At 33.8% G+C, this 13,136-nt stretch carries 11 protein-coding genes; 6 read left to right on the top strand and 5 right to left on the bottom strand.

What is annotated here, in order from left to right; all coding sequences use genetic code 11:
* Positions 1–48: 48 nt before the first annotated feature.
* The 4 genes from PZ892_RS06530 (at position 49) to PZ892_RS06515 (ending at position 5,864) form a co-directional block, all read left to right on the top strand.
* A complete protein-coding gene (locus tag PZ892_RS06530; protein WP_277712530.1) occupies positions 49–1,164 on the top strand; it encodes a fasciclin domain-containing protein in 1,116 nt (371 codons plus the stop codon).
* A 175-nt stretch (positions 1,165–1,339) separates the two neighbouring features.
* Complete coding sequence (locus PZ892_RS06525) at positions 1,340–2,086, top strand: alpha/beta hydrolase (protein ID WP_277712529.1); 747 nt, start codon at positions 1,340–1,342, stop codon at positions 2,084–2,086.
* A gap of 2 nt (positions 2,087–2,088) precedes the next feature.
* Entirely contained in the window at positions 2,089–4,878 is a 2,790-nt protein-coding gene (locus PZ892_RS06520) for a TonB-dependent receptor (protein WP_277712528.1), read from the top strand.
* Positions 4,879–4,880: 2 nt separating this feature from the next.
* Positions 4,881–5,864, top strand: a complete 984-nt coding sequence (locus tag PZ892_RS06515) for an endonuclease/exonuclease/phosphatase family protein (protein WP_277712527.1) — start codon at positions 4,881–4,883, stop codon at positions 5,862–5,864.
* A 159-nt stretch (positions 5,865–6,023) separates the two neighbouring features.
* On the opposite strand, the gene PZ892_RS06510 is transcribed toward PZ892_RS06515, so the two are convergent.
* From PZ892_RS06510 to PZ892_RS06490, 5 genes are all read right to left on the bottom strand, one after another.
* Complete coding sequence (locus tag PZ892_RS06510; protein ID WP_277712526.1) at positions 6,024–6,536, bottom strand: DUF1062 domain-containing protein; 513 nt, start codon at positions 6,534–6,536, stop codon at positions 6,024–6,026.
* Positions 6,537–7,109: 573 nt separating this feature from the next.
* Positions 7,110–7,967, bottom strand: a complete 858-nt coding sequence (locus PZ892_RS06505; protein ID WP_277712525.1) for an ankyrin repeat domain-containing protein — start codon at positions 7,965–7,967, stop codon at positions 7,110–7,112.
* A gap of 34 nt (positions 7,968–8,001) precedes the next feature.
* Positions 8,002–9,129 (bottom strand): TlpA disulfide reductase family protein, encoded by a 1,128-nt coding sequence (locus PZ892_RS06500; RefSeq protein ID WP_277712524.1) that lies wholly within the window; start codon positions 9,127–9,129, stop codon positions 8,002–8,004.
* Between the two features lie 123 nt (positions 9,130–9,252).
* Entirely contained in the window at positions 9,253–9,855 is a 603-nt protein-coding gene (locus PZ892_RS06495; protein WP_277712523.1) for a hypothetical protein, read from the bottom strand.
* Positions 9,856–9,976: 121 nt separating this feature from the next.
* Positions 9,977–10,762, bottom strand: coding sequence for an alpha/beta hydrolase-fold protein (locus PZ892_RS06490; protein ID WP_277712522.1), 786 nt, complete (start codon positions 10,760–10,762; stop codon positions 9,977–9,979).
* Positions 10,763–11,111: 349 nt separating this feature from the next.
* On the opposite strand from PZ892_RS06490, the gene PZ892_RS06485 reads away from it, so the two are divergent.
* Both PZ892_RS06485 and PZ892_RS06480 read left to right on the top strand, forming a co-directional pair.
* Positions 11,112–12,002: an AraC family transcriptional regulator gene (locus PZ892_RS06485; protein WP_277712521.1), complete on the top strand. Its 891-nt coding sequence runs from the start codon at positions 11,112–11,114 to the stop codon at positions 12,000–12,002.
* Between the two features lie 267 nt (positions 12,003–12,269).
* Positions 12,270–13,121 carry an alpha/beta hydrolase gene (locus tag PZ892_RS06480; RefSeq protein WP_277712520.1) on the top strand — a complete coding sequence of 284 codons (852 nt, stop codon included), beginning with the start codon at positions 12,270–12,272 and terminating at the stop codon, positions 13,119–13,121.
* The last annotated feature ends 15 nt before the right edge of the window (positions 13,122–13,136 follow it).

Genomic DNA, 13,136 nt, shown 5'->3' with positions numbered 1-13,136 from the left:
CGTTTTTAATTTTATAGAAATTATTTTAACATATAAACAATATTAAAAATGAAAACAAATCTATTATCCTTATTATTGATTTTTTCAGTTGTCCTATTCAGCTGTAAAAAAGATAAAATTGTGCCTAAGGTAACTCCACCTCCAAAACCCACCACTACGAAAGAAGTTAAGAATCCCTTTAAAGGTACTGTCTTTGAAAATTACGAATCAAATAAAGATTATTCCTCTTTCCTATCCTTGGCATCAAAATCAGAGATTTCACCTGAGTTGTTAAAGCTCAAAAACAATTATACCTTAATGCTGCCTGACAACAAAGCGGTGGATGCCTATTTAAAGGACAAAAAGTTAGCTTTGGACAAGATCAGTAAAGAACAAGCTTTAGCGATCATCCAATATCATATTATTCCTTCCAAACTAGATAAGGATCAATTTGTGGCTAAATATAAATATGAAGCCTATAAAAATACGGATGGTAAATTTCACTATCATTCTTCCTACCATCAAACGATGTTAAGTTCGAGTTTTGGCGCGAAACTAAGTTTATTCGTATTTGGGGAACAAAAGTGGACCGACAAAGTAAAAGGAAAAGTATTCATTAACTCTACATTTGAACAAGACAAAGAAATTGAAAAATTCTTTAAGGGTGAGCCTGAAAACAAACTCCCTGTTATCGAAGTTTTGGATTTCGACAAGACTGAAGTAAAAGCAAACTCCGCTATTGTATATAAAATCTCAAATGTATTGATTCCATTAAACATCAGACAGTTTTTTGTTGTTGACCGAATTAACAACTCCGATATGATCAAGAATTATATTGGCGATGAAATCAATAAAAATCTTAAAGGCAAAAAGAATATTACAGTCTTTATTCCTCAGAGAAGATCTGGAGACCGATATTCAATTTTACAACTTTTCAAATTGGTTGGAAGTGCCAAAAATATTTTCCAATACCTCTCTCTAAACCAACCTTTGGAATTCAGTAAGCTTGGAAATAGTGCTGTGACCAACTTTAATGGTGAGAAGTTAATATTTGACACCAAGAAGGATGAAATCACAGATAGCAATAACCTAAAAACCAAAGTAATCATTAAGGATATTGTCAGCACTGATGGAGTATGCCATTACATTGACGACATTCTAGCTCCAAAAGGCCTAGGTATCTAAATTCTCGTTATCAAAATAATCGATTATGATACGTGCCAATCATTTTTTTCATTATAGCCTTTTATGGGCTATAATGATTTTAATTCTGAGTTCTTGTACAAAGGAGGAAGTGGAAATTGCGACCGGAAGAGGTCAGGAACATCAAAGGCTCTATAATATTTCATATGGATAGGGTTTGAGAAGACAAATGGATGTGTTCCTCCATGAGGAAAGATCGTCGGATAAGCCTTTTTTGATTTTTGTACATGGCGGTTCATGGGCATTTGGAAGTAAGCTATTGTTGGCTGGTCTACAAGAAGAAATGCTTCAAAAAGGTTATTCATCAGCTTCCATAAACTACTCTTTTGTGGGACCTACAACAAATTATACGCATCTCATGAATGACCTCAATGTTGTTGTAAGTGATATAAAAAAGCAATCTTCCAAATGGAATATTGCAAAGGATCAATATATCATGGTTGGCCATAGTGCGGGAGCTCATCTTTCCCTATTATATGGATACTCCCAACAAACAGGAAAAGAGGTTAAAGGCTTGGTTTCATTAGCTGGTCCTACCGATTTTACCAATGAAACTTTGGTAAAATCAATGATCGCCAAGAAACACCCTTTATTGGACCTAATCGAAATGATGGTAGGAAAACCTGCCGACCGCAAAAACCCAATTCCCCTTCCTGCTGAATATAAAGCTGCAAGTCCAGTCCATCAAATAAAGCATTTGATTCCTACCCTAATTATTCATGGTAAAAAGGATGAAACAGTGCATATATCACAAGCTGAAACATTAGTTACGGCCTTAAAGTCAAAAAAAGTCAATCACGAATTTATCACGCTTGACGCTGATCATTCGCTCGGACTATTCGATGGAAAAGACTCACATAAAATATCAAACCTATTGTTCAACTGGATAGAAAAAAACAAATAATTATGCCATTCGTTAAAATAGGGTTTATATTCATCATCTTATTGATGATATCAAGTATTGTACAGGCCCAGGAAATAAGCATATCAGGCAAAATAACTGATGACAAAGACAATCCCTTATCTGAGACAACTGTTAAAATAAATAAATCTGAGGTAAAAACAGACCATACCGGTGCATATAACTTAATTGTACCGACTACAGGAAAATATGAAATTATTATTCATCGATTAGGCTTTAAAAGTATCAATCAAACAATTGATATTAACAGTCAAAATCAAGTTTTTGATTTCAAACTTTTCCCGATGGATTATCATATTGAAGAAGTCTTGATAAGTACCCAAAAAAGGGTTCAGAATAAAGTCGATGTTCCAATTACCATTGATGTTCTGGGCGGCGAAAAACTAAATCGTTTGAATCTACAAGAGCTAAATGAACTTTCCGCATTTACGCCTGGGGTTCAATTGGCAATTCAAAGTGTAAACAATCCTGCATTTGTGATTCGAGGGATTACCTCAGATGATTTAGATCCAAGGTCACAGCCTCGAGTATCTCTAAGCATGGATGCTGTACCAATCTCTAGGCCAGCTCTAGCTGTTTCTGAATTATTTGATATGGAAAGAATTGAAGTAGCAAAAGGTCCTCAAGGAACTTTGTTGGGAAGGTCTGCACAAATTGGAGCCATTAACATGATCCGTAAAAAGCCAATCAAAGATCAGCAATTAGACTTCAAAGGACAATACGGAAATTACAACCGAAGGTTGATCAATGCAATGTATAATTATGGTTCTGAAGATTCCAGATTTGCCAACAGATTTTCATTAGCTTATCATGCACAAGATGGATTTGTAAAAAACCTTTCAGGTGGAACATTAAATGGGAAAAACACCTTGGCTTTCCGTAATTCTAGTCGTTATTTCCTGAAAAATGATGGCACTATAGACCTTATCCTAAGCTATCAACATGATGATGCTCCAGGAACCTCCTTCAAAAATGGGGTATGGAAACCAAAGAATGGGGACTTGAAACCATCAACTTTCGCAGATCTGGATAAAGGAAAAGAATTAGGAATAAAACGGGATGTATATAGTGCAACTTTATTACATGATCAAAGACTTTCGGAATCATGGACCTTGTCCACAGTCACAGGATTTAACAGGTATGATGCCAAAGAAAATTTTGATATTGATGGTACTGCAGCCCATGTTATCAATGGAATGGATCATTCCTTTGGAAACCAATTCTCTCAGGAATTAAGGCTGAATTACAACAAAGGCAATAGGTTCAATGGATTTATTGGGTTGAATTATTTCTATGAAGACTCTAAGGAAACGGTTGGATTAGATGTGAATGAACAAAATCTTTTCCCCGCATTTGCTTCTAGCCTATTCAATGCACAGTTCAAAAAACAACTGACAGGAGCTTTTAAAAACATGGGCGACGGAGCTTCAAGTTTTGCTCAATATACAGGGGTAATCAACAATTTAGTGGATAAGATTTTTCCTTTAAGTCCTCCGCTCCTATTGAATGGAGTGCCTCAACCCTACAGAACAATGCCCAACATTTACGAGATGTTAAGCTATGAGCTGAATTCCATGAATTTTATGGTTGTATTACCTGCTGAATATCAAGCTTTACTCAAACAGCTGGTTCCATCTGGTGAATTGACAGCTGATGTTTTAAAGAATTTACTGAATAGGTTTGCTGCAGAACAGGCAGAACAATTGAATGCTATTTCAGGAGCTCCATTGAGTCCTTCTCATAATGAAAGCTATTCCTTACTCGGAAGGACTAATTCCTTTGATATTTTCTTGGATGGCACCTATGATCTGACTGAAAAACTACAATTAACAGCTGGTATCAGGGGTACTTTTGAACGATTAACAGGTGGATATCTCGCGCCAGAATCTAAAGACCCGAGCATTATCGCTCAGATGCAAAACAAAAACAATAATCTGCTTGCACCAGTTGCCAATGATTGGATTACGGAATCGAAAAACTACTTCTCCTATGTAGGTCGTTTGGCCATGAATTACAAATTTCATAGCCAACATAATATCTATGCAACAGTGTCAAAAGGTAGAAGACCTCCGGTAATTTATATCTGGCCTGGAGCCAACAAAAATTTAAAGGCGGAGATTGTATGGAACTATGAACTAGGAATCAAAGGTATATACAACAATAAACTGTCTTATTCTTTTGCAGGTTATTATTATGATTGGTCAAATTTCCAAACAACGAGATTAGTTCAAGTAGAAGGAACTGTAGGTGTACAACCTGTTGCTGAAGATGCTGGTAAAGCAAGGTCCTATGGTTTTGAAGGAACAGTTGAATACCAACTACTAAAATCATTGAATGTATTTTCTAATTATGCTTATGTGGATGCTAGGTTCAACGAGAAAGATTCTCAGGGAAACCAACAGGTCTTTGCAGGCAATACGTTCAGAATGGTACCTAAGCATAGTATAACCGTTGGTTTTGATGCAGCACATGAATTATCCCCTACAAAACAGATTTTCCTTAGACCGAATTTCAATTTCAAATCCAAGGTTTACTTTGAAGACGAAAACCGCGAAGTGCTTTCTCAGGAAGGGTTTGGAATCATGAATGCGACCCTAGGGTTCAAGTTCAAAAAATCTAATAAACGCAGCTTTGAAATTGGCGTTTTCGGCAAAAACATCCTTGATCAAAAATACGTGATGGACGCTGGAAATTCTGGTGACAATATTGACTTACCTACGTTTGTGGCTGGTCCACGTGCAATTTATGGAGCCTCATTTGGATTAAATCTATAATCATGAAGAAGACTTTATACATTGCCATTCTTTTGTTGGGAATTTTAGCTGTACTGCCTATCTATATCTATTATTGGGCAAGCGGACAGACTCATGATAAGCGAGCCGTTAGTCAAATCATAAGACTATCGGACCAAACCTTGAGTTCGTCTTCAAAAAATGATTCTACTCTAAGTATAATGACTTATAATATCGGCTACCTAAGTGGAATGACCAATAATTTGCCAGTAAAGCAAGAGAGAAAATTCCATGAACAGAACCTATCTTTTATGAAATCTTTTCTCAAAGAATTAAATCCTGATATTGTTGCTTTCCAAGAAATAGACTATGGCTCGCATCGCAGCTTTGAAATTGACCAAGAATTTGAATTGGCCAATAAGCATTATCCTTATGCTGCTAGGGCAACTAACTGGGACAAGGAATATGTTCCCTACCCCTACTGGCCGATCAATATTCACTTCAAAAAGATTATTTCTGGTCAATCCCTAATTTCAAAATTCGAAATTAAAAAACAGAAGATAGATACCTTAGCTAGTGTGGAAAGTGCTCCATTCTATTACAAGGCTTTTTACCTGGACCGTCTGGCTCAAATATGTACTTTAAAGTTCGAAAATCAAGATATCTTGGTCATCAATGTACATCTTGAAGCCTTTGATCAAGATACCCGACAAAAGCACTCTGAAACGGTCCTTGAATTATATGAAAATTGCATCAAAAGATATCCAACTATTTTAGTTGGTGATTTTAACAGCAGTCCTGAAGAGAGAAATCCAACAATTAAGACATTCTTGGGTAAGAACATTCAGGCTGCAGCAATGAATGATAAAGGCAACTTCTTCACCTATCCATCTGACAAACCAGCAATGCGGTTGGACTATATCTTCTTCAGCGATCATTTTGAACTACTGGAAAGTCGAGTAATAAATGAAGTTGGTTCTGTTTCTGACCACCTGCCGGTGTATGCAAAGTTGAAGTTGATAAACTAGGAATAAGTTGCTGGAATTTGACTATTGACAAAAAAAGATCACAAAAAAAGCTTCATGGATTGAAGCTTTTTTGTGATCCAATATATTCGAAAAAAGAGGGCTTGTCAAAATTGGCAATAAAGAACTCAGGGTATGATTAAAAAGTTATTAAGGCCTTTTTTATTTGTTATCCCACAAACCATAAATCTCTCGAAATATCTGTATGTTGATCTGGACAACATCTCCATTTCTTACCTTATATTTCCTCAGAAGAGGGCTACCTTGAACATAAATGACTTTTGCTTCAATCAATTTATTCAGTTGGCTTGTTGAAAGATTTAGACAGGTCTTAATGATGGACGATGTTTTAAGTTGAAAATTAAACGGATAATCAATTCGAAAGACCATCGCACTATAGTCAGACTTTAATAAATCCTCTAGTTGATCGCCATTGTATTTTATCTGATATTCAACACTGCCAAAGTCAATTTCGACATTATTTTTCTTTCCAATTTCTGATGAAAAGGCATATTCCCAGGCTGTTTCTTTATCATTCTTAGAAAATTTATCGAACAAACCTTTGTCTATTAGATCTGATTTAGTTCTGGACAGGATGGTCATATTGAAGGTATTATCACAGCTTGAACATCTGTAAATTAACCAGATATCAATGTTCTTTTTTTGAGCATTCATTCTGAACTTCTCACTACAATAAAATTTATGGTTTTTGCAACGGTTGCATTGTTTATTTAAATGTGGAGGATTAAGAACTTTTATCCTCCATGTACTTTCCTTAATCATTATTTATAATCTCGCTTAATAAATTCTTTAGTGAATTTTTCGATATCATTCAGAATGATCGAAGGCAGCTTGGAATGGATGAGTTTATTGAATCATACAAAACACATTATGAGAATGCTCAATAATGCAAGGCTACGAATGAATGATATGATGAAATGAAAAACCGGTTAGGGCAGAATTACCCCAACGAAAGAATTATCAGCCTGTGGTTTTTGAGGCTAATATTAAGCTACTATAAATTTAAGAGTTGTTCTCAAAATATAAGATGTATATGTTCTTATGCTAAATATATTTAATTTCAATCAAGATTTAACAAGAAATCATCTTATAATTTTAATTTCTGATTGAATTGCTCATCATTAAGATTCATTTTTTATCAGAATTGTGAGCTGAAATTATGATTTATTGTTTTGAGCAAGATTTGAAATATTGACTATTTAAAATGTATAAGAAAAAATAAAGCCTTTATTCCAAGAAAGAAATTATATCTGAAAACTTATGTTCTCTTGCCAATTCCAGCGCTGTTTTCCCAAATGAAATATCATCTCCACAATCGAAGGTTTCTGGCTTATTTTTATCCACATTTTTACCAATGAGATATTTTACCATTTTTAAATTATTTTGCCTTACAGCAATAATCAAGGCAGTTTCACCATTACAATTCGAGTAATTGAGTTCATCTTTTGATAGGTTTAATAAATCTAACACTTCATAATCAGATTTAAGTACTGCCTTTTCAAATACCCAAATTTTTCCTCTTACATCACCCAATTCTTGATTGGCTCCTTTTTGCAAGAGTAATTTTGCACCCTCATAAAACTGATAAAATCCTGCCTTATTGAAAGCTTCATTATTTTTTATATCACAACCTATTTCAATCAAATACTTCAAGATCTCCAGTCGGCCATATTCGGATGCAGTCAATACTGCTGAAAAATCTTTGTTATGAATACCCGCACCTCCTTCAACTAACAACTTTACTAATTGTACATTATCGAAAGTCCAGATAACAGCCTGTAATGGGGTAATTTTATTTTTAGGCGCATAACTAGCTGGGAATTCTGTTTCCAACATTAGTTCAACTTTTTTAGCATCCTTATCGAAAATAGCTTTGTAGAATTCTTCAACCGTTTCAGTTGCCGGCGTATCAATTTGAGGGGATTGATTTCCTTGTTTTATATCATTGTCCTGTTGTGCGTTCTCAGCTTGGACTTGTTCATTTTCACTGATATGATTGGGACTTTTAGCCGATTTTTCAACTTTGTTTTCGCATGAAAACAAAATAAATATTATTCCTAGAAATAGTGGAAGTGAACTATTCATAAAATTGGACTGAATCATTCTACATTTTCAAGGTTTAATGAATTGATGATTGTATGGAAGCAAGTATTTCATTTGATATTTTCTTACTATAGCCAGACCATCCTTTGATAATTTTCCCATTTTTATCAATCAAGTAAAAGGTAGGATATCCGTTAATATTAAATTTTTCCAGATTACTCTTCGTATTCTCATTATTTAAGAAGAACTCATAATTGACAGCAAAACTTTGATTCATTTTGAGGACATTTTCCTTATTGTCCAATGGATACAAAGAAATAATTTTCAAATTCTTATTTGTAAACTGTTCCTTAAGCATGTTTAACATTGGAATAGATTGCATACAATGTGGACAACCAACCCAAGTGATATTTAGCAAAACTGTATTCCCATAAAAGTCCGACAAATTCATCTCCTTTCCATCCTCATTTCTAAATCCTAGAACTGGTGTAGCAGTTCCTTTCTCTAATAAGGGATTAATTTTGCGAGGAACTTCAAGCTTAATATGTTCAGGAATCCGCATATCTGCAATATCCAAGAAGTTAACATCATCCAATTTCAGATTTGTAATCCAATGTTCTTCAAAAAATACAATATGGGTTTCTGAATCGTCAATAAACCCCTCATCTTCTACTCTCAAATAAGCTGGAATTTGATTTTTTTTATCTACTAATAAAATCATTCCAGTATAAACTCTTTTCCCATGCTCAATGGAGTCAAGAGAAACATATTTATAATATAGATATGGAATATCATTAACTATGGTATCTTTTTGAGGTAATAGGGATTTACTTTTGGGATTCTCCTTAAAGAAACGCTGTAACCTTTCATTGAAAGAATTATAAATTAATCCTGCAAATTCATTTGCATTCTTAAGTCTGTAGGTACTATCATTTTTATCAATTAATACCAACTTATTAGGATCTCTCCAGGTTTCATATTTTGCAGTTTGGACTTTAATAAGGGTATCCTTATCTGAGTAATCAAAGTAAGCAATTGCAGTATCTCGAAACAGCTGATCACTAAAAAGATCTTTTTGTAATATATGGTCTGTATAACTAATATTTTTTGCACTAAGCAGTGGTTTAAATATTTGTTCCAAATCCTGGGCATTTAAATGATTTATGATAGAAAACAGGTATAAAAATGGAATTAACTTTTTCATAAAATGGTTGTAATTAATGGAAAGTTAAATGCTTATTTATGAGGAGCTAGTTTATAAAAAAATTGATATATTTCGCCTAATCATCTAATATATAAAATTTTATTTTTTTGATTTCTCTATAAGTTAATCTTTATATACAACAAGTCTTATCTCTCTATAACCATTAATATTCCTTTTAAACATAAATAAATATGCATTGAGTCCATCTGCTCTTTTAAATTTTAAATCATCTCTATAAGTCTTGTCACTGTCAGTAATGTGCTCAATATTTTTTAAGATAGGATTTCCGAATTCTCGGTAAAGAAAATTAGCTAATGAATCAAATTTTAATTGAAAAAAATCAGCATTTTTCTCATAATTTTCATCTTCAAAAAAGTCATCTTTCTTATGTTTGACAACGATCCATTCGTATAGTATTACTTTTACCAAACTGTCTTTTTCCGAATAGAAATAATTAGTTTTAAGATTAAAAATTGGCTTATCGTAAATTTCATAAATCTGAGGTATCCCCAAAACATAATTCTTTTTATTGGGATATAAATTTTTTCCTAATCCAAATTTATGTTTTGGAGTAATATCTTTTGATCTACTTTCATTTTTGATAACAGTTTTTAAATGGAGATTATCTAATTGAAAAGTATCCTTATAATGAACGACTAGTTGTTTTGATTTGCATGAGGTCAAAATAATTAAACAGATTGCTAATATTAAATTGGTTATTTTCATTTAATTGGCATTTATTTCAATATAATAATTCAAATGATTAATATTAAAAATAATCAAGTTATCAACATATTAGTAATAAATAGTCAGTTAATTAATCTATGAGAGTTGCAATAATAGGAGCCTATAATTTTTCCAAGGTCCAAAGAATAGCTTGTTCTTTTTTTGCTCTGAAAATGGTAGAGTGTTCCTCGTTTGGTTCAGGGGCAAATCCCCAGTCTAAATTTGGGGTATCGGTATGCTCCAGAATTTCCGCTAGTTTATGCGTATTATTTGAGATATCCGTAGCATTGGATCCGGCGAACCAAAGGGCCTTATGATCAGATGGTAATTTTGCCAGATGTTCTTTGGCAGAATTCAGCAAACTGGAATTGTTCCACCATAGTGAAGGGTCAAAGGCAATGTAATTCTCAAACATATCTGGATCTAGAAAGAATGTTTCCATTACAAAGAGCCCAGCCAGGGATTCGCCAATGATAGTTTTTCGATGAGTTGTCCGGTATCGTTTGTTGATTTCAGGGATAAGTTCCTCTTTGATAAAAGCTCTGAATTTTGCAGAACCTCCTACTACAGGGGCAATTTCTTTATCTTTTGCCACTTCAGTAGGGCCAGTTAAGTCTCTTCTTCTTTCAGTATTTTCTATCCCCACAAGAATCAAAGGATCTATCTTGCCTTCTTCCACGAGTTGTGCTAAAGTATTGGCAATATGAGGAAAATCTTCTTTAATTCCGCCATCTGGCATATACATAACTTCCAAGGAGTCCGTACTAGTCTTATAATTTTCGGGAGTCCAGACATTTATCGTCCTATCCTCATTTACTTGGGCGGATTTAATGGTAAAAGTTTCATGAACTGGAATTGGATCATTATGTTGAGTAGGGTTCGAACAACTTGAAAATAATAATAGCATTAGGAAAAAATAATATAGATTTCTCATTCAATGAAATTGGTTAATTACATTTATTAAAATATGATAGCCTATCAAATTTAAGAGTAAATCTAATTTTTTTCTTCAATCCTTTTACTATCTGACAAACAATTTTTTATATGATTCAAGTAGAATATTTCGTCAAACCGAATTGAAGGATTGCAGCTTGTTCCACTTAAGCTTCTATTGATAAGAGCGACAAATTTATTGATGTTTTAGTCATAAATTTGATAATATATAAATCTATAAGAAATTTGTTTAATCCGCTAATTAGCTCTATATTAGGTACTAACAATTCGCTATACTGGTTATTAATTTAGAAATACTGATTATGGAATTGAATATACCTTATATTAATCCAAGAGCCTATTTAAATTCCCTAACGCAGAATTATAATTTCATTGAAAATTCGGCTTGGAATTCAGTACAGATTGTTACACCAGATGAAATAGCGAGTGGTGGTCTCCTACTTTTTATTCGGAATGATTTTCATTTTATTCGGGGGAAGTGGAATTTCAAGGAAAGCACCCATTTTATATCCAATAATCCGGTTGGAGAAAAGGGAATGGTCGACCTCAGGATAGATAAACCAGGACAATTAAGATCAGCTAGTATACAAGGCGACAAGCAGTTTGAGTGGGATATTACGGAGGTTGATGGTTTTCGATTCTTTATACCTGAAAAGTATTTTTCAATTAAGAACCAGCATGTTTCTGAATGCTTTAGAATCTTCTGTGAGCATCCCAATATTCAAAATTTACAAAATCAGATTATTCAGATTTCACCCATGGATCTCGAAAAGACCATGTTATTGGAAAGTAAAATGTTGGAATTCCTGTTTTACTGGCTTGAATTTCAAAAAACTTTTGAAATTGATCAGCATTTTGAAAAGTTGTCAGATAAAACGAGAGCCATCGTTCAAAATGCAAGGGATATCATTCATGAAAACCTTCAACAAACCATAACCATCAAGGAAATCTGCAGGAAGGTAGGTATCAATGAATTTGACCTCAAGAAAAATTTCAAAAAGATGTATGGTCTGCCCATTCATCAATACTTAATTAAAGAAAAATTAGAACAATCTCGACACATGATTATTCATACGGACCTTCCTATTTCGGAGATTTGTCATCTCTATGGTTATAATAATCGAGGCCACTATGCAAACCTTTATAGGCGATTTTTCGGGGTTAGTCCATTGCAGGATCGAATGAAACAATGAAATATTCCTGTTTCGTATCAAAAAGCTCCTGTTTCGATATGAGTTTTTTATTATGCAAGCATAACTTTAAATAAATTTTGAGCCAATTCTTAGCAATTGGTATAACCAATAATAGCTTATGTTAATCTTTCCATCATTTTTGAAGATTCTATAAGACGATTTCCAGAAGAAACAGCAATAAGTTTCATAAAAGGATTTGAATTGGATTAGCATTAACTGGAACAGGGCAATATATAAATTAATTATAAAACCTTAATCTCTAAAAATATGAAATGGTCAATTTATTTTCTCAGCTTAATATTATTATTGAGTGGTTGTTCATCTCAAAAGTCAGTTAGTAGTTCGGAATCGATTATACTGAAAGATGTTGCCTATGGAACAGATGCGAGGAACATCATGGATGTGAAATTACCAGCCAAGCGCAACAAAGAGACTCCATTTGTTTTACTAATTCATGGCGGAGCTTGGACGATTGCCAACAAGGAAAATGTTCAGGATTTTATGGATACGCTATATACCAATGGGATATCAGTTGCAAGTATCAACCATCGATATGCTAACCATGAGAATGTCCATTATAAGGAAATGCTTGCTGATGTAGATGCTGCATTGAATTATTGTATTTCCCAAGCTGATAACTGGAATGTCCGCAAGAATGGTTTTGTGATGTCTGGAGTCAGTTCAGGTGCGCATTTAGCCATGTTATATAGTTACACTACAGACAAGAAAATCAATGCTATAACTGAATTTTGCGGACCTGTGGATTTTACGAGCAAAGAAATGATGGGCTTTGTTGAAAAAGCTGGTCTTAAGGAGGTTTTGGTAAAGATGACGGGTAAGGATTATGATATAAATAAGGATATTGACCCGGAATTCGTTTCCGCTAGTCCGGTCAGATTTGTAAAACCTATTCCAATACTAATTGTACATGGTACGGATGATAAAGTCGTACCATTTATCCAAGCTCAAATTCTAGTAAAAGCTTTGGAGGACAAGAAGGTCAAGAATAAATTCATTCCTATTCAAGGCGCAGGTCATGATCTGAACCTTAAAGATAGCAGCATCCGAAAGTTAGTCTATTCCGAAGTTGTCAAATGGGTCAAACAATATGGTCAATAATCAACCTCTTTAAAT

It is taken from the genome of Sphingobacterium sp. WM, from assembly GCF_029542465.1.
GTDB classification, from domain to species: Bacteria; Bacteroidota; Bacteroidia; order Sphingobacteriales; family Sphingobacteriaceae; genus Sphingobacterium; species Sphingobacterium cellulitidis.
This window is presented reverse-complemented; position numbering and strand designations above follow the sequence as displayed.